This window comes from Saccharothrix xinjiangensis, from assembly GCF_039527585.1.
In the GTDB taxonomy this organism is placed as follows: domain Bacteria; phylum Actinomycetota; class Actinomycetes; order Mycobacteriales; family Pseudonocardiaceae; genus Actinosynnema; species Actinosynnema xinjiangensis.
This window is the reverse complement of the sequence record NZ_BAAAKE010000003.1, coordinates 511,942-536,562: the sequence shown is the minus strand read 5'-3', so window position 1 is coordinate 536,562 and position 24,621 is coordinate 511,942. Positions and strand designations below refer to the sequence as shown.

The window sequence follows — 24,621 nt, the reverse complement described above, 5'->3', positions numbered from 1 at the left end:
CCCTCAGCGCAGCTCGCAGAGCGCGTGCTCGACCAGCTCGGAGGCCGGGTCGCCGTCGAGGGCGGGCGCGCCCGGCTCCGGCACCAGCGAATCCGTGTTGACCGACACGACCACGCTGCGCGACCCGTCCGACGTGACGCCGTTGCGGGTCATGAAGCCGTGGATGTCGCCGCCGTGGAACCAGTGGCCGCCGCACGCGTTCGGCGCCCACATCAACCCCAGGCCGTACCGCGCGCCCGGCCACACCGGGTCGAACCGCGTCGCGGGCACGGTCCTCGTCATCTCCGCGAGCAGGTCCGGCCGCAGCACCTCGCCGCTCATCAGCGCCCGCAGGAACCGGTTGGCGTCGTCGGTGGTGCTGATCATGTCGCCCGCCGCGCCGCCCCACGACGGGTTGTAGGTGGTCACGTCGACGGCCTCGCCGTACCTCGGGTCGTTCGGGTCCGCGTCCATGCCCTTCTCCGCGAACCGCTGGTACGCGGTGGCGTGCGGGCGCGGGATGAACGGCGACGTGCCGGGCAGGGAGGTGTCGCGCAGGCCGAGGGGCCGGACGATCCGGTCGCGCACCTCCTGCTGCCAGGTGCGCCCGGTGACCCGCTCGACGATCATGCCCGCCAGCGCGTAGCCGGTGTTGGAGTAGCTCCAGCCCTGGCCGGGCCGGAAGTCGGGCGGCCCGGCGACCGCGCGTGCGACGACCTCCTCGGGGGTCACGGTCTTGAACCGGTTGCGCAGGAAGGCCTCCTCCAGGGCCAGCTCCGGCATCAGCCCGGTGTAGTTGCGCAGGCCGCTGGTGTGCTGGAGCAGCTGCCGGACCGTGATCCGCGACCCGTCGTTGCCGTTGCCCGCCACCACGCCGGGCAGCCACCGCTCGACGGTGTCCTCCAGGGACAGCCGGCGCTCGCCGACGAGCTGGAGCACGGTCGCCGCCACGAACGTCTTGGTGTAGCTGCCGATGCGGAACTTGGCGTCCCACGGCACCGGCGTCCTCCGCGCCACGTTCCCGTACCCGCTGCGCACCCGGACCTCCCCGCGCGGGGTGTCCACTTCGACCAGCACGCCGGGCGCGCCCTGGGCGAGCAGCGCGTCGGCGTGCCGCTGGAGGGTCCGGGAGCCGGGGTGCGCGCTCGCCGCGCCGGCCGTGGCGGCGCCGAGCACCGCGACCATCAATGCCACCGTGAATCGCTTCATGCCGCCCAAAGCTAGGGGCGCGGGCGGCCGCGGTCGTCGCCCCGGGGCGGCATCTTCGCCTACCCCCGAGGGGGTAGCGCCGGATCAGCCCCCGGGGTGGCGACGGCGCGCACGCGGCGCGGCTAGGTTGGCGCGGTGCGCGCCGAAATCAGAGCGATCCGCCTGGACCTGCTGCTGGCGGCGGTGCTGACCGGGCTGACCGCGATCACCGTCGACGACCACGGCGGAGGGCTGCTCGTCCACGTGCTCGCCGCGCTGACCGTGGCGCCCGTCGCCCTGCGCCAGCTCGCGCCCGTGCCGGTCACCGCGGTCGTCCTGGGCGCGCTGCTGGCGTACAGCTGGTTCGGCCACGGCGGCACCTACCCGAACGCGGGCATCGGCGCGCTGATCGGCGTGTTCACCGTGGCCACGCTGCGCCCCCGGCACGTGGCCGCGGTGGTGTCCGCGGCGGCGGCGCTCGTCGTGGTGCTCACCTGCGTGCGGCTCGTGCCGTCGACCGGGTGGTCGGAGATCGGCCAGTCGGTGCTGGTGGTGCTGGGCGCGTGGGCGCTGGGCGAGGGCACGCGGCGCTGGGCGGAGCGCGTCGAGCGGCTGGCCGAGCGGGCGGCGCGGGCGGCGGCGGACGAGCGGGTGCGCATCGCCCGTGAGCTGCACGACATCGTGGCGCACCACATGTCGGTGATCTCCCTCCAGGCGGGCGTGGCGCGGTACGTGCTGGACACCGACCTGGCCACGGCGCGGCAGGCGATCGAGACCGTGGGCGAGACCAGCCGCGAGGCGCTGACGGAGCTGCGCCGCCTGCTGGACGTGCTGCGCGTCGACCACGGGGGCGCCCGCGCGCCGCAGCCGGGGCTGGCCGCCCTGGGCGACCTGGTGGAACGGGCGCGCGGCGCGGGCCTGCGGGTGGAGGTGGCGGTCCGCGGCGAGGCCCGGGACCTGCCGCCGGGGCCGGACCTGTGCGCGTACCGGGTGGCGCAGGAGTCGCTGACCAACGTGCTCAAGCACGCGGGTCCGGCGAGCGCGCGCATCGACCTGCACTACGGCGAGCGGACGTTCGCCCTGGAGGTCACCGACGACGGCGCGGGCGGACCGGCGGACGCGTCCCCGGCCTCGCACGGCATCCGCGGCATGAGGGAGCGCGCCGAGCTGTACGGCGGGGTGCTCGCCGCGGGACCGCTGCCGCACGGCGGGTTCGGCGTGGTGCTGCGGCTGCCGGTGGGTGCGGCGTGACGGCGATCCGCGTGCTCGTGGCCGACGACCAGGCGTTGATCCGCGCCGGCCTGGTCGCCCTGTTCACCGCCGCGCCGGGCTTCGAGGTGGTCGGCGCGGCCGAGGACGGCGAGCGGGCGGTGGCGCTGGCCGCGTCGACCGCGCCCGACGTGGTCCTGATGGACATCCGGATGCCGGTGCTGGACGGCATCTCCGCGACCAGGCGCATCCTGGCCGCCGCGGGCGAGGACCCGCCGCGCGTGGTCGTGCTGACGACGTTCGACCTGCCCGAGTACGTCTACACGGCGCTGGGCGAGGGCGCGGCCGGGTTCCTGGTCAAGGACACGCCGCCGGAGCGCATCCTCTCCGCGGTCCGCACCGTCGCCGCGGGCGACATCCTGATCGCGCCGCACATCACCCACCAGCTGATCGAGACCTACGCGCGGCACCACCGGACCGCCGCGGTGGACGTGCCGTCGCTGGACGCGCTGACCGCGCGGGAGACCGAGGTGCTGCTCCTGGTCGGCAACGGCCTGACCAACGCGCAGATCGCCCAGCGCCTGGTGCTCAGCGAGGCGACGGTGAAGACGCACGTCAAGCGGATGATGGGCAAGCTGGGCCTGTCGAGCCGGGCGCAGGCGGTGGTGGTGGCCTACGAGAGCGGCCTGGTCGTGCCCACGTCCCCTGACCGGCCCGGCGGGTGAGCTCCGCGGACCGGGCCGTCCTCTTCCGCTGCCGCCCGATCAACGGCAGCGACCCGATCAACGGCAGCGGCCCGAACAGCCACAGCGTGGACACCGCGATCGCGCACACCCCCGTGGACAGGCTGCGCCACCCCGCGCGAGTCGTACGCTCAGGACCACCGTGTCGTACGTTCAGGACAGGTGAGTTCTACATTCGCGCGCTCTCAGGCGCGCACCGCCGCCCGGCGTTCGACGACCACCGACAGCCCCGCCACCGCCAGGCCGGCCAGGCTCAGGACCACGCCCACCCACGCGGTCGAGGTGTAGCCCCAGCCCGCGGAGATGGCGACGCCGCCCAGCCACGCGCCCGCGCCGTTGGCCATGTTCAGCGCCGAGTGGTTCGACGACGAGGCCAGCGACGGCGCGTCGGGTGAGGCGTCCATCAGCCGCACCTGCAACGCCGAGGCCAGCACCTGCGAGGTGAACCCGAGCAGGAACACCCAGGTGATCGCGAGCACCGGCGACGAGGCGGTGAGCCCGAACCCGATCAGCACCACCGTCACCGCGACCAGCCCGCCGAACACCGCGCCCATCACGGACCGGTCCACGAACCGCCCGCCGAACGTCGCGCCGAGCGTCATGCCCAGCCCGAACACCGCGAGCACCCACGGCACCGCGCCGGCGGGCAACCCGCCGACCTCGGTGGTCAGCGGCGAGATGTAGGAGTAGACCGCGAACATGCCGCCGAACCCGACCGTGCCGGTGACCAGCGCGAACCACACCTGCGGCCGGCGGAACGCGCGCAGCTCGGCGGCCACGCCCGCGTCCCGGGCCGCGGGCACCCGCGGCAGCCACCGGGCCAGCGCCACCGCGGTCGCCAGCGCGACCACCGCCACCGCCAGGTAGGCGACGCGCCACCCGATCCGCTGGCCGGCGGCGGTCACCACGGGCACGCCGACCAGGTTGGCCACGGTGAGCCCGACCATGATCCGGGCCACGGCCGTGCCCCGGCGCTCCGGCGGCACCAGCGCGGCGGCCACGACCGCGGCGATGCCGAAGTACGCGCCGTGCGGCAGGCCGGCGACGAACCGGGACACCATCAGCAGCGTCCCGCTCGCCGCCGCCGCGGACAGGCCGTTGCCGACGGCCAGGGCGATCGTCAACGCGATCAGCAGCCCCTTGCGCGGCAGCTTCGCGGCCAGCCCGGCGATGAGCGGCGCGCCGACGACCACGCCCAGCGCGTAGAGGCTGATGGCGTGGCCGGCGGTGGGGATGGACATGTCGAACGTGTCCGCCATCTGCGGCAGCAGGCCCATGGTGGCGAACTCGGTGGTGCCGATGGCGAACCCGCCCAGCGCGAGCGCGCCCACCGCCCCGCCCCGGTGGATCGCGGCGGGCTCGACGGTCGTGGCCATGCGGAAGACTCCTGTCACCTGTACCGAGTCGACGGTGACCGGACAATTGGTTAGCAACCAAAACGATCCTATCGGCCGCGCCCGGCCTGGACCCGCCGTGACCGGGTGCCGCTGCTCACACGGCCGCGTGCTCGCTCGCGCACAGAGCCACGCGTGCTCCTCGACCACGGTGCGGATGCCCACCGGCGGCCGGTGCGCGGTGCGCGGTGCGCGGTGCGCGGTGCTCCAAGGGTGGGCGCCACGGCTCTCTCCTGTTCAAGCGGGAACAGGGAGCGCTAATAGATAGTTTTTTGCAGAAAATCTTCCTCGGTTCTACTTGGTGCTCTCGCGGGCCCGCCGGGCGTTCGACGGCGCCGCGACCGGAGTGCCCAGGTGGCCGGTGACCAGGCGGTTCAACGCCCGCAGGAGCACCTCGTGCTCGTCCTCGGGCAGCGCGCCCAGCGCCGCCCGGTGCACCCCGTCGACGATCTGCTGGCTCCGCTTGGCGACCTCGGCGCCCTTCGCGGTGACCGCGATGATCCGGGCCCGCCGGTCGGTGCCCGACGGCCGCCGCTCGGCCAGGCCCGCACCCTCCAGCGCGTCGACCGTGACGACCATGGTGGTCTTGTCCATGTCGCCGATCTCGGCCAGCTGGATCTGCGTGCGCTCCTCTTCCAGGGCGTGCACGAGCACGCAGTGCATGCGCGCGGTCAGCCCGATCTCGGCCAGCGCCGCCGCCACCTGCGTGCGCAGCACGTGGCTGGTGCGGTCGAGCAGGAACGACAGGTCGGACTCGGTGCGCGCTGGGGCCATGGCGGACATGACCCCAGCGTAATCGCCCGTGTCGCACCCGACCCGGCTCACAACGGCGGGTGCGCGTTCGCCAGCAGCTCCCGGAAACCCGCCGAGTGCCACTGCCCGGCGGGCGGCGTGTTCGGCCACGCCCCGGTCGGGCGGTACGACGCGCCGGGCCAGCTGTTGTAGTTCGGGTCGCACATCCGGTTGTGGTTCTCACCGGGGTAGGGCAGCGGGCTGCTCGCGCCGTCGGACTCGCCCGGCGGCTTCACCCACGCGTACGCGTCCACGCCGGGCACGGGCGACGCGACGGGCCGCTCGCCCAGTCCCGCGCCGACCTGGTTGCACCAGTTGTAGATCCACAGCCGGCGGTCCAGCCGGCCGGAGTTCACGTAGGTGTCGACGTCGAAGGTCGCGTCGTTCGCCCGGGTCGGGCGGTTCGGCCCGCCCCACCCGTTGCGCGAGGTGTCGACCACCACGCCGACACCCGGGTCGAACCCGGCCGCCACCAGTTCGAGGCGCAGCGCCTCGGCGTAGGACAGCTCGTCGATGAACGGGTTCCAGTCCACCCACCGGCTCTGGAGGATCGGCCGGCCCCCGACGGAGGTCTTGGTCAGGTGGACCTCGTCCAGCACCGAGTAGTTCGACGTGTTGGCCACGAACCCGTGCACGTCCGCGAACGTGCTGCCCGCCGTGCCCGCCGCCCGCGCCAGCACCTGGACGAACGCCGCGCGGTAGTCGTCCCAGCCCAGGTTGCCGTGGTGGCCGACGTCCAGGTAGCTGTAGACGTTGGGGATCGCGCCGAGCCGCGCCAGCGCGTACCCGATCGCCTGGTGGTACGCGTCGGACGCCCTGACCTGCTCGCAGAGCGAGGTCCACTCGGAGCTCGGCGGCACGTGCGTGACCATGAACGGCAGCGAGTTCGGCTCGACCACCGCGACCACCCGCAGGCCCGCGTACGCCGGGTCGCGCAGCACCTCGGCGATCGGGTCGACGAACTCGGCGCGGTAGGTCGGCAGCTGGTCGAAGGCCAGTTCGCCGTTGCTGCTGAGCCGCCCGCAGTCCCGGCCCGGGATGTCGTAGAGCACGACCTGGACCAGGTCCGCGCCCTGGCGCAGCGCCTCGTCCAGGTGGTCGCGCAGGCCCATCCGGCCGTTCGAGCCGTGCACGGTGGCCATGCTGTCCAGCCACACGGCGGTGGGCTGGTCCGCGACGGCGGCCCCGCCCGGCTCGGCGGCGGCCCGCGCGGACCACTCCGGGTTCACGTAGACCCGGGCGCCGGCGTACGGGTTGTCCACGCGGCCCGTGGCGTTCGCGGTGCCGGTGAGCCCGAACGCGAGCAGGACCGCGACCAGCGCCAAAGGCAGCCGTCCGCGCGTGGAAGATCTCATGGTGCGTACCCCCGATCACGGCGTTGTGCGGGTGGCGGCACTTTCACGTTACAGCGGCCGTGAGCGGCGGTGCAGCGCCGAACGGCGGCCGGCCGTTGCTCGTGGACAGGTGGTGCGGGCGGGCTCAGCCCTTCCAGACCACCGGGTCGTCCTTGTAGTCGTCGCTGTCGGTGAAGCTCGCCGCGACGACCTTCGAACCCTCGCGGGCGGCCTGGAGGACGCACGTCTCGTACTTGGCGCCGGCCGTGGTGAAGTCGCGGGCCGCGGTCTCCGACTCGCACCGGTCGGTGTCGCCGGTGATGATCACACCGGTGCCGCGGCCGTCCTCGCCGAGGCCGCGCAGGCTGAGCGAGCTGTAGGACAGGTCGGTGCCGCCGACGTTCTCCACGGTCACCCGGATGTAGAACGGCGTGATGCCCTTGGCCTTGTCGCCGAACTTCGCCAGGTCGGCGTTGTCGCCCTGCTCGATCGCGGTGACGGTGAGGGCGATCGTGCCGGTCTTGGTGGTGCCGTACTTGAACGGCACCACCGCTCGGTCGCCGACCGCCAGCTCCGCACCGGGCGCGGTCACGTCGCCGCCGGCCTGCGCCGCGGGCGCGGACGGCGTGGTGGTCTCGGTGGTCTCCTCGGTCGTGGTGGTGGTCGTGCCGGTGTCCGAGGTGGGCGCGGGCGACGCGGTGCCGTTCGTCTCGCTGCCGCAGGCGGACAGGAGCAGGGCGGCCGCGCAGGCGGCGACGAGCGGGGCGGTGCGGGCGTGCGTCAAGACGGGTCTCCTGGCTGAGCTGGGGATCGCCGCGACGCTAACCCCGCCCGCCCGCCGGCGCTGTGGGTCGTTCGCACCACAACCGGTCAGAGGTCGTCGACGCCGATCAGGCCGTCCTGGATGGCCCGCGCCACCAGCGCGGCCTTGGTCGGCGCCTCCCGCCCGATCAGCGCGTACTTGATCCGGATGCGCTCCAGGTGCGAGTTGACGGTGCTCAGGGAGATGCCCAGGCGCTGCGCCACGAAGTCCTTGGACTCCGACTGGAACCACTCGACCAGCACCTCGACCTCGCGCGCCGACAGCGCGGGCCGGTGGTCGGACCGGTCGCCCGCCAGCGCGCCGGCCAGCGACGGCGGCGTGTACGCCCGGCCCTCCGCCGCCGCCCGCGCCGCCCGCACCAGGTGCTCGGCGCCCTCCGCCTTGGTCAGGTAGCACAGCGCGCCCAGCTCCAGGCACTGCAACGCGATGTCGTCGTCCGCGCGCATCGAGTAGACGACGACCCGCCGCCCGGCCTCCACCAGCCGGCGCAGGTCGCCGAGGGCGGGCGTGGGGCCGCCCAGGTGCAGGTCGAGGATCACCACGTCGGCGTCCGCGCCCTCGCCGAGCCACGCCGCCCGCACGTCCTCGCCGCTCGCCGCGACCCGGATCGGGGGTGTGCCGGTGGACAGCCAGTAGGCGACGCCCGCGCGCACCGCCGGGTGGTCGTCCACCACCACCGCGCTCAGCTCGCCCGCCATCGGACCTCCATCCGGGTCTGCCCACCGTACGTGCCGGTTTCGACCTCCACCGACCCCGGCGCGGTTCCCTCGTGACCAGGGATCACCGCATCGGGGATTACGGCGTCGGGGAGCACCGCGCCGGGGATCACCGCGTCGGAGATCACGGCCACCCGGACCTCGCCGTCGGTCCGCAGCAGGCTGACCCGGGCCCTCGTCCGCGCGGCGGCCAGCGCCAGCTCGACCGGGGCGGTCACCGCGCGCCGCACCTCGGCGGGCACCGGCACCGCCACCCCGCTGACCGCCAGCGACACCACCACCCCGCGCTGCTCCGCCACGTGCGCGCACGCCGCGACCTCGTGCACCAGCGGGTCGGGCACGTCGTCGTGCTCGGCGAACAGCCTGCGCAGCTGCGTGGCCGCCAGCGCGCACCGCAGCCGGGTCTCCTCGTCGCGGGGGTCCAGCACGCCGTCGGCCAGGTCCGCGAGCAGCGGCAACGTCGTGCCGAGCCGACCGGCGAACCGGGCGCGCAGGTCCTGCTCCCACTGCTCGGCGACCGCGGCGCGGGTGGTCGCGCGCTCCTGCTCGGCGGCCATCCGGGCGGCCTGGCGGCCGGCGCGCGCCAGCACCCGCATGATCACCAGCGTGCCCACCTGGAAGCTGGTCACGCCGAGCAGCACCACCCCCGCGCCGCCCACCTCCACCCGGTCGGGCGCCCCGGCCGACACCCACTGGGCCACGCTCACCGCGACGTGCGCGGACAGCGCGGCCAGCAGCGGGCCGACCCGGTCCGCCAACAACAGCAGCAGCTGCCACCCCACCAGCCCGAACGACCAGTGCGCCGGTCCGAAGTGGTCGTCCGGCGGCAGCGCCCACGTGGCGGTCGCCGACGCCGCGAACACCGCGACCACCCCACCGGCCACCACCGGGCCCGGCAGCGGCTCGCGGCGCAGCACCCACACCGCGCACACCAGCGTGACCAGGGCGAACAGCACGTACGCGGCCCACGCCGCCGGGTGGTGGTCGTGGTCGAGGAGCGGCGCGAGCCCGAGCCCGGGTTGGATCACGGCCGCGACGGCCAGCAGCACCGCCCGCGAGTGGTCGGTCACGGTCGCGGCCACCCCGCCCGCACCGTCGTGCCGCCCGGCCCGGACGTCACCTCGGCGTACCCGCCGACCGCCGTCACCCGCCCGACGATCGAGCCGCGCACCCCGCGCCGGTGCTCCGACACCGCCGCCACGTCGAACCCGCGGCCCTCGTCGGACACCACCACCTCCACACCGCCCCCACGGGCCGCGACGACGACCCGGGCCCGCCCCGAGCCGGCGTGCCGCTCGACGTTCAGCAGCGCCTCCCGCGTCGCCCGGACCAGCGCCAACGCCACCGGCACGGGCACGGGCACCAGCGCCTCCGCCCAGCGGGCCTCGACCTCCAGCGGGCTGCGCTCCACCACGGCCCGCAGCGCCGCGCCGACGTCCGCGTCGCCACCGACCGCGGCGCCGGGCGCGGTCAGCAGCTCCAGGTCGCGGCGCGCGTAGCCCGCGACCTCGGCGGGGTCGGCGTCCCGCCCGTTGACCGCCACCACCAGGAACGTGGCCGACGCGGTGTCGTGCAGCAGCGCCAGGTACTCGCGGTCGCGCCGGTGCCGCTCCAGCGCCACCGCCTCGGCCCGCTCCAGCGCGGCCCGGCGGGCCCGCAGCGCGTCCACCCGCCGCGTGGCGCCGAGCAGCAGCCGGAACGCCAACCGCGCGAGCGCGCACTCGACCACCACGCGCAGCACCGCCGAGCCGTCCCAGCCGACCGTCGCGACGTGCACCGCCAGCAGCCCGGCCGTGACGGGCGCGGTGACCTTCGGCGGCCACTCCCACTGGATCGTGATCGCGGTGGTGGTGAGCACGTTGAGCGGCCACTGCGCGGCGCCGCCGAGCTGCGCCTGGGCCACGCACACGGCCGCCACCCGGACGCCCGCGAGCACCAGGGCGGGGCCCCGCGGCCCGAAGTCGGCCACCGCGCCGACCAGCACGAGGGCGAACACCCCCAGCGCGGCCGGCAGGGCGTCACCCGGCGCCGACAGCACGCCGAAGGCGCTGAGCAGCACGATGCCGGTCCCGCGGACGGGTCCGGCCGACCGCGCGATGGCGGCCAGGAACTCCGACTCACCCCGGCCCGGCACCCCGCGACCCTAACCCGGCCACGCCGGTGACCTGCGGGTGACGTGCCGGAGAACGGGGGAGAGCGCTCCCATGACAACCGGACAGGAACACCGCCCGCACCTTCCGGCCGCCGGGTCCCGTTGGGTAGACCTCTGGTCATGCGGGCTCTGATCACAGCGGGCGTGGCGGTCGTCCTCCTGGCGGGCGCGGTGACGCCCGCGACAGCCGCGGCGGGTGTCCGTGGACCGGCGGCGGTGCGCGACGCCGTCGGGTACGTCGACCCCCTCATCGGGTCGGCGAACGGCGGCAACACCTACCCCGGCGCGGTCCGGCCGTTCGGGATGATCTCGTGGAGCCCCACGACTACGCGCGGCGACCAGACCAACACCGGAGCCGCCAACGGCTACGCCCACGACGCCACCCGCGTGCGCGGCTTCAGCCTCACCCACGTCAACGGCGCGGGGTGCCACCCGGGCGCGGCCGGCGACGTGCCGATCATGCCGTTCGTCGGCGAGGTCGCCGGCTCGCCCACCGCAGACGTGCGCGACGAGGTCTACGCCGCCGACTTCCGGCACGAGGACGAGACCGCCACGCCCGGCCGCTACCGCGTCGGCCTGTCCTCCGGCGCCACGGCCGACCTGAGCGTGACCACGCGGGCGGGCGTCGGCGACTTCACCTTCCCCCGCGACGAGCCCGCCGCCCTGCTGTTCCGCGTCTCGAACTCGCTCAACGGCAGCGAGGACGCGGCGGTCGCCATCGACCCCGACCGGCGGACCGTGTCCGGCTCCGTGCTCACCGGCGCGTTCTGCGGGCGGCGCGCCAACGGCGGCGCGAACAACAAGAAGACCTACTACCGGCTCCACTTCACGGCCTCCTTCGACCGCGCCTTCTCCGGCGTCGGCACCTGGGTGGACGGCGAACCGAGGCCCGGCACGACGACGGCCTCCGGCGGCGAGGGCTACGAGACCGGCGCGGCCAGGCAGGGGCGGGGCTCCGGCGGCTACGTCACGTTCGACACCTCCACCGACACCGACGTCCGGGTGCGCGTCGGCATCTCCTACACCAGCGCGGAAGCCGCCCGGCGCAACCTCGACCGCGAGATCGGCCCGCACGAGACCGTCGACTCGGTCGCCGCCGACGCGCGCCGCGAGTGGGCCCGCCAACTGCGCGCCGTGGAGGTCGCGGGCGGCACGGACGCGCTGCGCACCACCTTCTACACCGCGCTCTACCACGCGTTCCTGCAACCCAACGTGGCCAGCGACGTCGACGGCACCTACCTCGGCAGCGACCAGCGGGTGCACCGCCTGGAACGCGGCCAACGCGCCCAGTACGGCAACTTCTCCGGCTGGGACCAGTACCGCGCCCACACCCAGCTGCTGGCCCTGCTCGAACCGCGCACCGCCTCGGACTACGCCCAGTCGCTGCTCAACCTCGCCCGCCAGAACGGCGGCGTGTGGGACCGGTGGGTGCACGTCAACGGGCCCACGCACGTGATGACCGGCGATCCGTCCGCGCCCGCCCTGGCGGGCATGCACGCGATGGGCGCGCGGGACTTCGACGTGCGCGGCGCGTTCGAGTCGCTGGTCGACCAGGCCACCGCGCCGCACCCGGACGGCCTGTCCGACAAGGGGTGCCCCGGCCAGTGCGAGGGGCAGCGCCCGAACCTGGCCGAGCACCTGCGCCTGGGCTACGCGCCCCAGGACACCTGCCACTGCTGGGGCGGCGCGGCCGAGACGCTGGAGGCCGCCGCGGCGGACTTCGCGCTGGCCGACTGGGCCGCGCGGCTCGGGCGGACCGACGTGCGCGACGCCCTGCTGCCGCGCGCGAGCTGGTGGCGCAACACGTTCAACCCCGCCGCGGGCGACACCGGGTACCAGCAGGCGCGGGGCTCGGACGGCACGTGGACGTGGCCGTTCAGCCCGTCGTCCGACCTCGGTTTCGCGCAGGGCACCAGCGCGACCTACACGTGGATGGTCCCGCACGACGTGTCCGGGCTCGCCGCGGCGATGGGCGGGCGGGAGCAGGCGGTCCGGCGGTTGGACGCGTTCTTCCGCGAGCCCGACGGCTCGTGGGCCACGGGCGGCGACCCGCTGCGCTACGACCCGACCAACGAGCCGGGCATCCACGCGCCGTGGCTCTACAACGGCCTGGGGCAGCCGTGGAAGACGCAGGAGACCGTGCGCGCCATGGCGTCGCTGGTGTACCGGACCGGATCCGCCGGGCTGCCGGGCAACGACGACCTGGGCACGATGTCGGCGTGGTACGTGTTCGCGGCCCTGGGCGTGTACCCCCAGACGCCCAGCCGGGCGGAACTCCTCCTCTCCAGCCCCATCTTCCCCTACGCGCGCCTCAACCGGACCGGCTCTCCCGCCATAACCATCAAGTCCCCCAAGGCATCCGACACGAACGTGTACGTCCAATCCGTGGAGGTCGACCACCGCCCGCACCCCGCGTCATGGTTGTCCGAGAGGTTCGTGGCACGTGGCGGAGAGCTGGTCGTGGACGTGAGCGACACCCCGAACACCTCGTGGGGCGCCGAGCGGCCGCCCGTCGACCACGTGCTGCCGGCGACCGGGCCGGTGCCGAACCTGCCGGCCGCGTGCACGGTCTCCGGGCCGTGGTGCGCACAGGACCTGGGAGGTCGGTACGACGTGGACGGTGTGGCGACCGCGGACGCCAAGCAGCAGGGCGACCTCGACGGCAAGGGCTGGAGCTTCCCCGCCGAGCAGCTGCCCGCACCCGGCACGCGCCCGGTGGGCGACGCCGCGTTCACCGTGCCCGGCACGACCGGCACGGCCCGGAACTTCCTCACCGCCCGGGGTCAGCGCCTGCACCTCACCCCGGGCCGCCACCGCGCCCTGGAGGTCCTGGCGACCGCCGTCAACGGCGACCAGGGCCTCACCCTCACCACCTCCTACGCCGACGGCGCCACCACCGCGACCGGACTCCCGATCACGGACTGGGCCGCACCGGCGGCGCGCCACGGCGAACGCGCCGCCGTGACCGCGACGACCCGCTACCGCACCGCTCGAACACCTCAGCCGCAACCATCCCGGCCTGCTCGGCGTCTTCCAGGTCCAGGCTCTGCGGCAGGTGCTGGTCCAGAACTACTACCGGGACACCACGGGCCGCCTGCGCTGGCGTGAGGACGAGCAGGGCAGCGGTCTGCCGCCGTCGGCGCTCCGGATCGTCTCGCCCTACGACCCCACGGTGCGCTACGCGCGTCGTGGGCAGGTCACCCGCCGGCAGGGGTTCCTCGCACACGTGGCCGAGACCTGCTCCGGCGACAGCCCGAACGTGATCACCGATGTGGCAACCATGCCCGCCACCAGCACCGCAAGGGCGAAGGCTTCGCCCGCGACGACTTCGACCGCCGCCAGGTCACCTGCCCACAAGGCCAGATCGGCAGAGGCTGGCACGGCCCCTACCCGACATCCTCGCCGACCGCGGCCCCGCTGATCGTGGCCCGTTTCACCAAGAGCCAGTGCCAACCCCCGCCCGGTCCGAGCCCGGTGCACCACCTCCAGTGCTTCCTCGCGCAGCGTGGGCTTCCCTCCGAAAGAGCTGCTCGAACTGCAGCTGCGCAACCGCGCCGAACGACAGGGACCGTCCTGGCACAAGTGCTACGCGGTGCGTTCCGGCATCGAGGGAACCATCTTCGAGATCACCCACGGTCATGGCATGCGCCGCTACCGCTACCGAGGGCAGAGCAAAACCCACCTACAACACGTGCTCACCGCCATCGCGGTCAACATCGAACGCCTCAGCCGGCAACCTCCCGGCACAAGCGCGCCCGCACGACCACAGACGGCCTTCCAGGGCCACCTCGATCAGCAGGACATCCCGCGCCTGCGTTCCTGGCGAGCCGCCAGCTGACACCGCAGCGACCAAGATCACCGACAGGGTCAAGCTCAGGCAGGTCGTCGGCCCGACCGGTCCGACTCGCCTGACAAACTGCGCAAGGGGAGGTCGGATGAGGAACGGTGTGGCGCTGGCGGTGCTCGCGATCGCGTGCCTGGGCAACGGGCTGGCGATGGACGCCTTGCCGGTGTGGCGGCAGTTGCTGTTCGTGGTGCTCGCGGTCCTCGCCTACCTCCACGGGCGGCACCTGCCGGTGCGGCACGGGGGAGTGGTGCTCGCGGCCGTGGGCGCGGTCGGGGTGGTCATCGCGGCGGTGTGGTTCTGGGAGGGGTTCGGCGCCCTGGCGTGCCTGGGCCTGTTCGTGGCGCTGCCCAGGCTGATCGGCCTGTTCCGGGCGCAGCAGGCCGACCTGGTTGAGGCGGGGCGGCAGCGGATCGACCGGCTGGAGCGCGAGCGCGAGTGGGTGGCCGAGCGGGCGAGGCTGCGGGAACGCGGTCGCATCGCCGCGGACGTGCACGACTCGCTCGGCCACGAACTGGCGCTGATCGCCCTGCGGGCAGGGGCCCTGGAACTGACCGCCGACACCGAACGCGGCCGCGAGGCGGCGGCCGAACTGCGCAAGTCGGCGGTCACCGCCACCGACCGGCTCCGGCAGGCCATCGGCGTGCTGCGCGAGGGCGCGGCCCCGGTGGAACCCCCGGACGAGGACGTGGCGGAACTGGTGTCACGCGCCCGGTGCGCAGGCCTCCAGGTCACCCTCATCGGCTCGCCGGGCCCGCTGCCCGCGCTCGTCGACCGGGCGGTGCACCGGGTGGTCCGGGAAGCGCTGACCAACGCGGCCCGACACGCGCCCGGCGCACCGGTGGCCGTGCGAACCACGCGCCACGCGGCCGAGGTGGTGGTGACCGTGGAGAACCCGCTGGACGACACCTGGCCGAGCAGCCCGAACAACAGCCGACCAGACGACCGCCGACCGGACGACGACCAGGCGGGAGGTGCCGAGGCAGGCGAAGCCCGGCCGGCCGAGAGCACTGGCAGGCCGACGCGGCGCGAGCCGTCGCAGCGCGGGGCATCGGAACACGGGTCATCGGAACGCGGGTTGGTGGGGAGCGGTAGCGGTTTGGCGGAGTTGACCGAGCGGCTGCGACTGTTGGGCGGCACGCTGCGCTCCAGCGCGACGGGTGGCCGGTTCACCGTGACCGCACACCTGCCGATCGATAAGTCCACTGTGGAGCGTGTTCGATGATCAGGGTCCTGCTGGTCGACGACGAGGCGCTGGTCCGCGCCGGCGTGCGCGCCATCCTGGACACCGACCCCGGCATCGAGGTGGTCGCCGAGGCGGGTGACGGGCACGAGGCGCTCGACCTGGCCCGCCGCCACCGGCCGGACGTCGTGCTGCTCGACATCCGCATGCCGCGCCTGGACGGCCTCGCCGCCCTCCCCGAACTGCGCCGCGCGGTGCCGGGTGTCGCGGTGGCCGTGTTGACGACGTTCGACGAGGACGAGTTCGTGGTCCGGGCCCTGGGTGACGGGGCGAACGGGTTCCTGCTCAAGGCCGCCGACCCACGCGAGTTGATCATCGGCGTGCGAGCGGTCGCCGAGGGCGCCGCCTACCTGTCGCCGAGGATCGCCCAACGGCTCGTGGCCGAACTGCGCGGCGACCGACTGCCCCGCTTCGACGGCGCCCGCTCCCGCATCGACGCGCTGACCGCCAGGGAGCGGGAGGTGCTGGCGCTGCTCGGGGAGGGCCTGTCGAACCAGACCATCGCCCGCCGCCTGACCCTGTCGGAGGGCACGGTCAAGGCGCACGTGAGCGCGATCCTCCAAGCACTGGAGGTGGAGAACCGGACGCAGGCGGCAATCCTGGCCCACGACGCCGGCCTCACCCGCTGACGACTTCCCCAGCCCGCCCCTGCGCTGTCCCGTCCTGATCTCCGTGCCGCCGGCGCCTACCGATCCTGCCCGCTCGGTCGACCTTGCCGACCGGGCGGGCAGGTGGCCGTCAGCTCGTGACCTGTCAGCTCACCACGGCCCGGCCGCCGCAGAAGACGACGTTGACGAGACCGCTCAGCGCCTTGTGGAACTCCACCGCCGGGTCCATCGCGGCGTCGCCGGTGGTCACCGAGGCGGTCAGGGTCTTGCTGCCGTCGGGGGTGCTGTACATCATCGCTCCGTATCCGCCGGGGGCGCTGCCGTTGTGGTGGACAACGGTGACGCCGCAACCCAGGTCCTGCACGAACACCCCGAGGCCGTAGCGGTGGACGCCGCTCTTCGGGTGTGGCGTGCGCATCTCGGCCAGCAGCGGGGCCGGCAGGAGGTCGCCGCGGTTCAGCGCGGAGAAGAACGTGCGGAGGTCCGCGGTGGTCGAGATCATGTCACCGGCGGCGAACACCAGGGACGGGTCCTGGCGGGTGACGTCGATCGTCTTCCACTGGCCGGCGTCCTGGTAGCGGTAGTAGCCGTGGGCGTGCGGGCCGGGCAGGCCCGACCAGGACCCCGGCGCCACGGTGCCCTTCAGCCCGAGCGGCCGCAGGATTCGCCGGCCCACTTCCTCGGCGTACGAGCGGCCGGTGACCGACTCGATCAGCAGGCCGGCCACCGTGTAGTTGGTGTTGGAGTAGCTCCAGTCCGTCCCCGGCTCGAACCGCGCCGGCTTGGCCAGCGAGAACCGCACCAGCTCCTCCGGCCGGTAGGTGCGGAACAGGTTGTCCACCCAGTCCTTGCCCACCGCGGGGATCCCCAGCACGATCGTCCCGTCCGGGTAGTGCTCACCGGTGTAGTTGAACAACCCGCTGGTGTGGTTCAACAGCATCCGCGTCGTGATCCGCCGGTCCAGGCCGAACCCGGGCAGGCGGTCGGCCGCCGGGTCGTCCAACCCGATCCGGCCCTCGGCCACCAGTTGCAGCACCACGGTCGAGGTGAAGGTCTTGGTGACGCTGCCCACCCGGAACCGCCCGTCCGTCGGCGGCTTGGCGGTCTCACCCAACTTGCGCACCCCGGCGCTGCCGACCCAGTCGCCCCGCTGGTCGCGCACGCGCAGCTGCACCCCGGCGAAACCGACGTCGACGAACGCCTGCGCAGCCTCCCGCAGCTCCCGGCGATCCTGCCCGGTGACGGCCACGCCGGCGGCGGCGGCCACCTCAGGCGCAGCCATCCCAAACGCGGACGTCCCGACCAGCAGCGCGACCGCCAACGCCGCCACCCCCGCTCGCCGGAAGCCCCGCGACACCCCGGCCCTGCTGTTCCCCGCACCCACGGCATCCCGGGCCCCCACATCCCGGGGACCCACGGCACCCCGGGCACCTCCGGAGCCCCCGGCCGCTCCCGGAACCTCCCGCCCGACACCGTCGAGCACGGTCTTGTCGCGCCACACCTCGCGCGGCTCCGAGGCCGCCTTCCTTGAACCGGTCATGGCGATCACGATCACCGGCCGCCCTGACACCGGTCGGCCACCGCGCTGACACCGCACCTGACACGAGGTCACCGCGACCCCGCCGCCTCTCCCTCCCGCCCACCTCGCCCGACGAGGTAGCGGTGGAGCGCCGCCGCCGCTTCCAGCATGGCCAGGGCGTGCGCGGCCAGCTGCACCTCCCGGTCGGCGATGGCGGTCCGCAACGCCTCGGCGCCGCCGGCCGCGCGGAACTCGTCCATGATCGGCTTGATGCGCGGCAACGGGTAGCGGGCCTGGCGCAGCATCGCCACCAGCCGCGCGTCGCGCACGTCCGCCGTCCCGTAGACGCGGTGCCGGTCGGTGGTGCGGTCCGGCGCGAGCAGGCCCGCCGCCTCCCACACGCGCAGCGCCGACGGCCGGACGCCGAGCCTCGCGGCCAGCTCGCCAACGCGCAGGCCGGACCGGGGCACGGTGTCCGGTGGCCGACCGGCCACGGCCGCCAGCGCCTCGGCGGTCGCCTTGAGCGCCACGCGCCGCTCGTGCGCCGCCGCGTGCGCCGCGTCGACCGCGGCCAGCGCCGACACCTCGTCACCGCCGTGCACGGCGCGCATGATGGCCTTGGCCGCGACCCAGCCGTACCCGCGGCCGAGCAGGCGGTAGGTCAGCAGCGCCTCGTGGTGCCGCCGGTCGAACAGCCGGTAGCCCGCGGGGGAGCGGTCGGCCGGGGGCAGCACGCCCGCGTCGAGGTAGTTGCGGACCTGCTGGGTCGAGATGCCCGCCGCGCGGGCGAGGTCCACCGGTCGCAGGAGCGGCCTCCTTCACCAACTATTTGAGGGTTCCGGGACGAAGACCCCAGCCAGCCCCGACCGATCTTCGGCAAAGTCTCAACATAGCACTTCAACGTTACGGTTGAAGTCATGACAAGCGCTGGTGACCGGGCGAAACGGCCTGTGGTGGAAGTGCGCGGCCTGCGCGTGCGCTACGGCCCGCGAGACGTGGTGGACGGGGTCGACCTGACGGTCGCCGAGGGTGAGGTGGTGGCGCTGCTCGGCCCGAACGGGGCGGGCAAGACGACCACGATCGAGGTCCTGGAGGGCTTCCGGAAGCGGTCGGCGGGCGAGGTGCGCGTGCTGGGCGTCGACCCGGAGCGCGGTGACGAGGCGTGGCGGGCGCGGCTGGGCGTGGTGCTCCAGTCCTGGCGCGACCACGGCCGGTGGCGGGTGCGGGAGCTGTTGTCCTACCTGGCGGCGCTCTACGCGCCCTACCGCCCGGACGTGTTCGGCGCGGACGAGCTGCTGGCGCTCGTCGGCCTGACCGACCACGCGCGCAGCCGGGTCGGCGTCCTGTCGGGCGGGCAGCGGCGTCGGCTGGACGTGGCGATCGGCCTGGTCGGCAGGCCCGACCTGCTGTTCCTGGACGAGCCGACGGTCGGGTTCGACCCCGAGGCGCGCCGGGAGTTCCACGAGGTGCTGGGGCGGCTCTCGGCCACCGCGGTCCTGCTGACCACGCACGACCTCGCCGAGGCGGAGAAGCTGGCCGACCGGATCGCGGTGCTGGTGGCGGGCCGGGTGGTCGCCGACGGCACCGCCGCCGAGCTGGCCGCGCGCATCGCGGGCGACACCGAGGTGCGCTACCGGCTGCACGGCCGCGAGCACGTGCTGTCCGTGGCCGACTCCACCGACTACGTGCGCGAGCTGTTCGCCGAGCACGGTCGGGCGGTCGACGACCTGGAGGTGCGCCGGGCGAGCCTGGAGGACGTGTACCTGGCGCTGGTGCGCGAGTCCGAGCCGGTGAGCGCGTGAGCGCCCGCGCGGTGGCCGTGCGCGCGGGCGTGCGGCGGGGGCGGATCGAGTTCACCCAGACCATGACCAACGTCGGCGAGCTGATCGGCTGGCTGTGGCTGCCGCTGGTCGCGCTGGTGGTGGTGCACGCGTTCGGCGACGACCCGGCGCCCGGCGCGGACTTCCCGCTGGGCGCGCGGGCGGTTCCCGGCATCCTCGGGGTGAACGTCGTGTTCACCGGCTTCCTGGCCCTGGTCATGGCGCTGGTCGCCGACCGCGAGGACGGCACGTTGCTGCGCGCCAGGGCCACCCCGAACGGGGTGCTCGCCTACGTCGTCGGCAAGGTCCTGGGCCGGGCGGCGCTGACGGGCGCGACGCTGGGGGTCGTGCTGGTGCCGGCGGTGCTGCTGTTCGACGGCCTGGAACCAGGCCGGGTGCGGACGTGGGTGGCGTTGGCCTGGGTGGTGGCGCTGGGACTGCTGGCCACGTTGCCGCTCGGCGCGGTGCTGGGCGCGGTGTTCGGCGGCACGCAGTCGCTGGGCCTCGTCACCCTGCTGGTCATGGCGCTGGTGGCGGTGTCGGGCGTGTTCTACCCGATCACCGCGCTGCCGGCGTGGTCGCAGTGGGTGGGCCAGGCGTTCCCGGTCTACTGGCTGGGACTGGGCCTGCGGTCGGCGCTGCTCCCGGACGCGCAGGCCGCCGCCGAGGTCGGTGGTTCGTGGCGGCACGGGGAGACGGTGGTCGCGCTGGGCGCGTGGGCGGTCGTGGGGTTCGCCCTCGCAACCGTGGTGCTGCGCCGGATGGCACGGCGGGAGTCCGGCTCCTCGGCGCAGGCCCGCCGGGAGCGGGCCGACCGGCGGCCGGCCTGAGCCGGCGCCCGGCCCGACCGGCCGCACCGACCCGGCCGCACCGACCCGGCGGCGCTAACCGAACAGCGTCCGCAGCTCGCCGCGCTGCCAGGCGCGCAGCGCCCGCCCGGCCACCGTCCCCGTCCCGGCGGGCACGAGGACCCGCACCACGCCGGTCTGGTCGGCGGGCTGCTCGGCCCGCGCGTCGGGCAGCACGGCCGACCACGGCCCGCCGCCCGCCGAACCGTTCTCCAGGGTGTCCTGGACGCGCCCGGCGAGCGCCTTCGGGTTCTCGTCGGGCACGCACACCACCTCGGTCGCCTCGCCGTCGGGCGTCGCCCGCACGCCCACCGCCACCGGCAGGCCGGTCTTCGGCTTGGTGACCACCGCCACCGCCACCCCGCCGAGGCAGCGGGCCAGCTCGCCGATCATCGGGTCGTCGGCCAGCGTCCGGTCGCCCGGCTCGGTGACCCACCTCAGCGCCTCCCCGGTGGTGGCGTGGGCCACCGAGCCCGCCTCCACGCGGACCCGCTGGAACCCGGTCACCACGCCCACCCGCGCCAACGGGCTGCCGGGGGAGACCTCCCCGTCGCCCGCGGTGGTCCAGTCGCCCTCCCCGCCGCGCTTCCCGCCCAGCTCGGCGAGCTTCGCCTCGACCGCGGCCACGTCGACCTCCGCCCGCAGCACCGAGGCCCGCGCCACCTGACCCACGCTCAGCGCCGACGTGGCCCGCGACGGGTCGAAGCCGACCACGTCCGGCAGCCGGTCGCCCGCCGCGGCGACGCGGGAGTACCCGTAGCCCACCAGACCGCGGAAGCGCTCCGGGTCCCGGTCCGCGAGCGCGCGCACGGCCGCCACGTCGCCGTACTCGACGAACTCGGCGGCGCCGTCGTCGGCCCGCACCCCCGCCAGCGCGCCCAGCAGGCCGGTCGGGGCCGGCTCGTCGTCCGCCGCGCACCCCGCCAGCAGGACAGCCACCAACGCCACACCCCAACGCCAGCTCACGATCGGATGTTAGGGCGGCGGCCGGTCCCGCACCCCGGTTTTCCGCGCATCGCCCCCGCGGACCGGGGCCGGCCCGGGGCCAACCCGGGAGCAGCCCGGCGTCAGCCCGGGATCTCCACGGCGATCTCCTCGCCCAGCCGCGCGCCGCCCAGCAGCTCCAGCTCGTCACCGCTCCAGAACCGCCCCGGGTCGTACCAGTTCGCCCGCCGCCCGGCCGGCAGCAGGCCCATCGCCTCGTAGGTCACGGCCACCACCTCGGCGCAGTACGCGGTCTCCAGGGTCGAGTCGACCTTCCGCCGCAGGTTCGGCACGCGACCGCGCAGCCACCGCGTGGCCAGCCGCGCCGTGGAGGGGAACGGCGTGCCGTTGAGCCGGGCGACGGTCCTCAGCACGGCGTCGTCCTGCTCCCCGGTCGTGGGCGCGTCCAGCTGGCGCAGCCACGCCCGCTGCCCGTACCTGCGGGCCCACACCAGCACCGCTTCGCGCAGGTCGTGGAGCTGCACGCCGCGGTGGTGGGCGCCGGTCCACACGTCGGGCAGCGAACGGCCCAGCTCGGCGTGCCACATCAGGGGCGGCAGGTCCTCGACCGCCACGGTCATGCCCACGTGGTTGACGGGGCTGTTGGTCGTCACCCGGATCGCGCGGTCGGCGACCGAACTGCCGCGGAACAGCCACACGTCACCGGTGCGGGTCAGCTCCACGGCCTCGTCCAGACCGATCTTCGTTCCAGCCATCCCGGTAGCCTAGGCAGATGAGGTGGTGGAAGCTGCTCGGCCTGGCCGGTGTCGCGGGTGTCGCGGCGACCGGGGCGGTGATCGCCCGCGCGGAGCGCAAGCGCCGCGCCTACACGCCCGAGGAGATCCGCGAACGCCTGCACGCCCGCCTCGCCGGGGCGCCACCGGAGATCCCGGAGTAGCGACCTTCGGCGGGTTGACCTGGTCGGCGCGCGGGTCTGGGCTGGACCTCATGCGATCCCTGCTCGTGGCGCTGCTGTGCGTGCTCGTCACCGCACCGCCCGCCCTCGCCGACCCGCGCCCGGCCCTCGACCTGGACGCGGCCACGATCCCGCAGCTGGTCCGCCGGATGGACGCGGGCACCCTCACCGCGGTCGAGCTGACCCGCGCCTACCTGCGGCGCGTCGACACCGTGGACCGGCGGGTCCGGTCGGTGCTCGCGGTGGAGCCGGACGCGCTGCGCCAGGCGGCCGAGAGCGACCGGCGGCGCGCCCGCGGGCAGGCGCGCGGGCCGATGGACGGCATCCCCGTCCTGCTCAAGGACAACATCGACACCCGCTCGGGCAGCACGGCCGGCTCGCGGGCGCTGCGCGTGCCGCCGCGCGACGACGCCGAGCTGGTCCGGCGCCTGCGCGCGGCCGGCGCCGTGGTGCTGGGCAAGGCGAACCTGTCGGAGTGGGCGAACTTCCGCTCCACGCGCTCCACGTCCGGCTGGTCGGGCGTCGGCGGGCAGACCAACAACCCGCACGTGCTGGACCGCAACCCGTGCGGCTCGTCGTCCGGCTCGGGCGCGGCCGTGGCGGCGTCGCTGGCGCAGGTCGCGGTCGGCACCGAGACCGACGGCTCGATCGTGTGCCCGGCGGGCCAGAACGGCGTCGTCGGCCTCAAGCCGACCCTGGGCAAGGTCAGCGGCGACGGCATCGTGCCGATCTCCGCGCGGCAGGACACCGCGGGGCCCATGGCGCGGCACGTCGTGGACGCCGCGATCCTGATGTCGGCGCTGGAGGGCCGCGGCGCGGACTACGCCCGGGGGCTCACCGCGGACGCCCTGCGCGGCGCCCGGGTCGGCGTGTGGCGCAAGGCCGGCCGCAACGCCGAGGCGGACCGGGTCGTGCGGGAGGCGGTGGACGTGCTGCGGCGGCGGGGCGCCGTGGTCGTCGAGGTGGAGCTCCCCTACCAGGACCGCATCGACGCCGTCGAGTTCCCGGCGCTGACCACCGAGTTCAAGCACGACCTGGAGGGCTACCTCAAGACCAGGCCGGGCGCGCCGAAGACGCTGCGCGAGCTGATCGCGTTCAACGAGGCCGACCCGGTCGAGCTGAGCGAGTTCGGCCAGGAGCTGTTCCTCGAAGCCGAGCAGGCGCCGCCGATCACCGACCCGACCTACCGCGAGCAGCGCCGCACCGCGACCGAGCTGGCGCGCCGGTCGATCGACGAGGTGCTGGCCGCCCACCGCCTGGACGTGATCATGGCCCCGACCAACGGCCCCGCCTGGAAGACCGACCACGCCAACGGCGACGCCTACGAACTGGGCTCCTCCACGCCCGCGGCCGTCTCGGGCTACCCGAACGCCACGGTCCCGGCGGGCTTCGCGGGCCCCCTGCCGATCGGCGTGTCGTTCATGGCGGGCCACGGGGCGGACGCGGAGGTCCTCCGGTTCGCGGCGTCCTTCGAACGAGCGGCCCCGGCGCGCCGGGCCCCCACCTACCTGCCCACGCTGCCGTGACCTGGCCACGGCTCGTGTCGTGCGGCCCCGGGTAGCCGGTCGGGCGTTCACCACCTCTTCCGAGTGCGCCGCCCCCGCACCGGTGAGATCTTGTCCCCATGCTCGTAGCACTGCTGGGAACCGGTCTGATGGGCGCCGGCATGGCGCGGAGCCTGCTGCGCGCCGGCCTGGACGTGGTCGTGTGGAACCGCAGCGCCGACAAGGCCCGTCCGCTCGCCGAGGCCGGCGCCGCGGTGGCCGAGGACCCGGCCACCGCGGTCCAGGGCGCCGACGTCGTCCTGACCATGCTCTTCGACGCCGACGCGACCGCCGAGGTGATGGCCGCCGCGCTGCCGTCGCTCAAGCCCCTCAAGCCCTCCGGGGCACGCCCCACGTGGGTGCAGTGCGCGACCGTGGGCCTCGACGGCGGCGAGCGCCTGGCCCGCCTCGCCGCCGAGCACGACGTCGGCTTCGTCGACGCGCCCGTCCTCGGCACCCGCCAACCGGCCGAGCAGGGGAAGCTGACCGTGCTCGCCGCCGCCCCGCCGCGGCTCCGCGCCGGGGTCGAGCCCGTCTTCGAAGCCATCGCCGCCCGCACCGCGTGGGCGGGCGAGCGGCCCGGCGACGGCCAGCGGCTCAAGCTCGTCGCCAACGCGTGGGTCCTGTCGATCACCGCCGCCGCCGCCCAGTCGGTGGCCCTGGCGCGCGGCCTCGGGCTCGACCCGTCGACCTTCCTGGACGCCATCGCGGGCGGCCCGGTGGACAGCGCCTACGCCCAGGCCAAGGGGCGCGCCATGATCGACCACGACTTCACGCCCTCCTTCGGCGTCGACGGCGCGGCCAAGGACAGCTCCCTGATCGCGGACGCCATGAACGCCGCGGGCACCGACGACCGGCTCATGCGCGTCCTGCTCGACCACTACCGGACCGCCGACGACGGCGCGCCCGCGGACATGGCGGCCGTGGTGCGGGCGTTCGGCAGGTGACCGGCGCGGTGGTGGGAT

General features: G+C 74.7%; 22 protein-coding genes and 1 pseudogene. 11 read left to right on the top strand and 12 right to left on the bottom strand.

Translation table 11 applies throughout. The annotated features are described in order from the left end of the window. Positions 1-3: 3 nt before the first annotated feature. Positions 4-1,188 (bottom strand): serine hydrolase domain-containing protein, encoded by a 1,185-nt coding sequence (locus tag ABD223_RS10555; RefSeq protein ID WP_344035860.1) that lies wholly within the window; start codon positions 1,186-1,188, stop codon positions 4-6. A 135-nt stretch (positions 1,189-1,323) separates the two neighbouring features. Between ABD223_RS10555 and ABD223_RS10550 the strand changes: the two genes are divergently transcribed. Together ABD223_RS10550 and ABD223_RS10545 are read left to right on the top strand one after the other, a co-directional pair. Then, complete coding sequence (locus tag ABD223_RS10550; protein WP_344035859.1) at positions 1,324-2,418, top strand: sensor histidine kinase; 1,095 nt, start codon at positions 1,324-1,326, stop codon at positions 2,416-2,418. Then, positions 2,415-3,101 (top strand): response regulator, encoded by a 687-nt coding sequence (locus ABD223_RS10545; protein ID WP_344035858.1) that lies wholly within the window; start codon positions 2,415-2,417, stop codon positions 3,099-3,101. Before ABD223_RS10550 ends, ABD223_RS10545 begins: the two co-directional genes overlap by 4 nt. A 203-nt stretch (positions 3,102-3,304) precedes the next feature. Here ABD223_RS10545 and ABD223_RS10540 read toward each other — a convergent pair whose 3' ends face one another. From ABD223_RS10540 to ABD223_RS10510, 7 genes are all read right to left on the bottom strand, one after another. Further along, positions 3,305-4,495, bottom strand: a complete 1,191-nt coding sequence (locus tag ABD223_RS10540; protein ID WP_344035857.1) for an MFS transporter — start codon at positions 4,493-4,495, stop codon at positions 3,305-3,307. A 312-nt stretch (positions 4,496-4,807) separates the two neighbouring features. Continuing rightward, a complete protein-coding gene (locus ABD223_RS10535; RefSeq protein ID WP_344035855.1) occupies positions 4,808-5,296 on the bottom strand; it encodes a MarR family winged helix-turn-helix transcriptional regulator in 489 nt (162 codons plus the stop codon). A 38-nt stretch (positions 5,297-5,334) separates the two neighbouring features. Continuing rightward, positions 5,335-6,660, bottom strand: a complete 1,326-nt coding sequence (locus ABD223_RS10530) for a glycoside hydrolase family 6 protein (RefSeq protein WP_344035853.1) — start codon at positions 6,658-6,660, stop codon at positions 5,335-5,337. A 124-nt stretch (positions 6,661-6,784) separates the two neighbouring features. Beyond that, entirely contained in the window at positions 6,785-7,423 is a 639-nt protein-coding gene (locus ABD223_RS10525; protein WP_344035852.1) for a hypothetical protein, read from the bottom strand. Between the two features lie 86 nt (positions 7,424-7,509). After that, complete coding sequence (locus ABD223_RS10520; RefSeq protein ID WP_344035851.1) at positions 7,510-8,160, bottom strand: response regulator; 651 nt, start codon at positions 8,158-8,160, stop codon at positions 7,510-7,512. Further along, a complete protein-coding gene (locus tag ABD223_RS10515) occupies positions 8,145-9,260 on the bottom strand; it encodes a hypothetical protein (RefSeq protein ID WP_344035850.1) in 1,116 nt (371 codons plus the stop codon). Before ABD223_RS10515 ends, ABD223_RS10520 begins: the two co-directional genes overlap by 16 nt. Next, positions 9,245-10,312: a sensor histidine kinase gene (locus tag ABD223_RS10510; protein ID WP_344035849.1), complete on the bottom strand. Its 1,068-nt coding sequence runs from the start codon at positions 10,310-10,312 to the stop codon at positions 9,245-9,247. The genes ABD223_RS10515 and ABD223_RS10510 overlap by 16 nt, the downstream gene beginning before the upstream one ends. Before the next feature lie 138 nt (positions 10,313-10,450). On the opposite strand from ABD223_RS10510, the gene ABD223_RS10505 reads away from it, so the two are divergent. The 4 genes and pseudogenes from ABD223_RS10505 to ABD223_RS10490 all read left to right on the top strand — a co-directional run bounded on the left by ABD223_RS10505 (position 10,451) and on the right by ABD223_RS10490 (position 16,046). Further along, positions 10,451-13,438, top strand: coding sequence for a GH92 family glycosyl hydrolase (locus tag ABD223_RS10505; protein WP_344035848.1), 2,988 nt, complete (start codon positions 10,451-10,453; stop codon positions 13,436-13,438). A gap of 364 nt (positions 13,439-13,802) precedes the next feature. Then, positions 13,803-14,168 (top strand): annotated as a pseudogene (locus ABD223_RS10500) (transposase); the annotation flags it as partial. Positions 14,169-14,265: 97 nt separating this feature from the next. Next, a complete protein-coding gene (locus ABD223_RS10495) occupies positions 14,266-15,399 on the top strand; it encodes a sensor histidine kinase (protein ID WP_344035847.1) in 1,134 nt (377 codons plus the stop codon). After that, positions 15,396-16,046 (top strand): response regulator, encoded by a 651-nt coding sequence (locus tag ABD223_RS10490; protein ID WP_344035845.1) that lies wholly within the window; start codon positions 15,396-15,398, stop codon positions 16,044-16,046. Before ABD223_RS10495 ends, ABD223_RS10490 begins: the two co-directional genes overlap by 4 nt. Positions 16,047-16,170: 124 nt before the next feature. Here the strand turns inward: ABD223_RS10490 and ABD223_RS10485 are convergent, their stop codons facing one another. Together ABD223_RS10485 and ABD223_RS10480 are read right to left on the bottom strand one after the other, a co-directional pair. Further along, positions 16,171-17,307, bottom strand: a complete 1,137-nt coding sequence (locus ABD223_RS10485) for a serine hydrolase domain-containing protein (RefSeq protein WP_344035844.1) — start codon at positions 17,305-17,307, stop codon at positions 16,171-16,173. 326 nt (positions 17,308-17,633) lie between these two features. After that, positions 17,634-18,341, bottom strand: coding sequence for a MerR family transcriptional regulator (locus ABD223_RS10480; protein WP_344035843.1), 708 nt, complete (start codon positions 18,339-18,341; stop codon positions 17,634-17,636). Positions 18,342-18,461: 120 nt separating this feature from the next. On the opposite strand from ABD223_RS10480, the gene ABD223_RS10475 reads away from it, so the two are divergent. Further along, positions 18,462-19,346: an ABC transporter ATP-binding protein gene (locus tag ABD223_RS10475; protein WP_344035842.1), complete on the top strand. Its 885-nt coding sequence runs from the start codon at positions 18,462-18,464 to the stop codon at positions 19,344-19,346. Next, positions 19,343-20,194 (top strand): ABC transporter permease, encoded by an 852-nt coding sequence (locus ABD223_RS10470; RefSeq protein ID WP_344035841.1) that lies wholly within the window; start codon positions 19,343-19,345, stop codon positions 20,192-20,194. Before ABD223_RS10475 ends, ABD223_RS10470 begins: the two co-directional genes overlap by 4 nt. Before the next feature lie 54 nt (positions 20,195-20,248). On the opposite strand, the gene ABD223_RS10465 is transcribed toward ABD223_RS10470, so the two are convergent. Both ABD223_RS10465 and ABD223_RS10460 read right to left on the bottom strand, forming a co-directional pair. Further along, positions 20,249-21,178, bottom strand: a complete 930-nt coding sequence (locus ABD223_RS10465) for a hypothetical protein (RefSeq protein WP_344035840.1) — start codon at positions 21,176-21,178, stop codon at positions 20,249-20,251. A 101-nt stretch (positions 21,179-21,279) separates the two neighbouring features. Continuing rightward, the gene (locus ABD223_RS10460) at positions 21,280-21,912 is read right to left on the bottom strand and encodes a hypothetical protein (RefSeq protein WP_344035839.1); all 633 of its coding nucleotides are present in this window, start codon (positions 21,910-21,912) and stop codon (positions 21,280-21,282) included. Positions 21,913-21,929: 17 nt separating this feature from the next. Here ABD223_RS10460 and ABD223_RS10455 point away from each other — a divergent pair, with 17 nt between their 5' ends. The 3 genes from ABD223_RS10455 to ABD223_RS10445 all read left to right on the top strand — a co-directional run bounded on the left by ABD223_RS10455 (position 21,930) and on the right by ABD223_RS10445 (position 24,603). Next, positions 21,930-22,094, top strand: a complete 165-nt coding sequence (locus ABD223_RS10455; RefSeq protein ID WP_344035838.1) for a hypothetical protein — start codon at positions 21,930-21,932, stop codon at positions 22,092-22,094. Between the two features lie 50 nt (positions 22,095-22,144). Beyond that, a complete protein-coding gene (locus tag ABD223_RS10450) occupies positions 22,145-23,638 on the top strand; it encodes an amidase (RefSeq protein WP_344035836.1) in 1,494 nt (497 codons plus the stop codon). Positions 23,639-23,736: 98 nt separating this feature from the next. Next, the gene (locus tag ABD223_RS10445; RefSeq protein ID WP_344035835.1) at positions 23,737-24,603 is read left to right on the top strand and encodes an NAD(P)-dependent oxidoreductase; all 867 of its coding nucleotides are present in this window, start codon (positions 23,737-23,739) and stop codon (positions 24,601-24,603) included. Positions 24,604-24,621 lie beyond the last annotated feature (18 nt).

Coding starts and splice junctions, on each gene's coding strand:
- ABD223_RS10475 (WP_344035842.1), top strand. CDS start 18,462: ATGACAAGCGCTGGTGACCGGGCGAAACGGCCTGTGGTGGAAGTGCGC.
- ABD223_RS10495 (WP_344035847.1), top strand. CDS start 14,266: ATGAGGAACGGTGTGGCGCTGGCGGTGCTCGCGATCGCGTGCCTGGGC.
- ABD223_RS10540 (WP_344035857.1), bottom strand. CDS start 4,495: ATGGCCACGACCGTCGAGCCCGCCGCGATCCACCGGGGCGGGGCGGTG.
- ABD223_RS10530 (WP_344035853.1), bottom strand. CDS start 6,660: ATGAGATCTTCCACGCGCGGACGGCTGCCTTTGGCGCTGGTCGCGGTC.
- ABD223_RS10490 (WP_344035845.1), top strand. CDS start 15,396: ATGATCAGGGTCCTGCTGGTCGACGACGAGGCGCTGGTCCGCGCCGGC.
- ABD223_RS10535 (WP_344035855.1), bottom strand. CDS start 5,296: ATGTCCGCCATGGCCCCAGCGCGCACCGAGTCCGACCTGTCGTTCCTG.
- ABD223_RS10450 (WP_344035836.1), top strand. CDS start 22,145: ATGCGATCCCTGCTCGTGGCGCTGCTGTGCGTGCTCGTCACCGCACCG.
- ABD223_RS10455 (WP_344035838.1), top strand. CDS start 21,930: ATGAGGTGGTGGAAGCTGCTCGGCCTGGCCGGTGTCGCGGGTGTCGCG.
- ABD223_RS10445 (WP_344035835.1), top strand. CDS start 23,737: ATGCTCGTAGCACTGCTGGGAACCGGTCTGATGGGCGCCGGCATGGCG.
- ABD223_RS10520 (WP_344035851.1), bottom strand. CDS start 8,160: ATGGCGGGCGAGCTGAGCGCGGTGGTGGTGGACGACCACCCGGCGGTG.
- ABD223_RS10505 (WP_344035848.1), top strand. CDS start 10,451: ATGCGGGCTCTGATCACAGCGGGCGTGGCGGTCGTCCTCCTGGCGGGC.
- ABD223_RS10460 (WP_344035839.1), bottom strand. CDS start 21,912: ATGGCTGGAACGAAGATCGGTCTGGACGAGGCCGTGGAGCTGACCCGC.
- ABD223_RS10555 (WP_344035860.1), bottom strand. CDS start 1,188: ATGAAGCGATTCACGGTGGCATTGATGGTCGCGGTGCTCGGCGCCGCC.
- ABD223_RS10485 (WP_344035844.1), bottom strand. CDS start 17,307: ATGGCTGCGCCTGAGGTGGCCGCCGCCGCCGGCGTGGCCGTCACCGGG.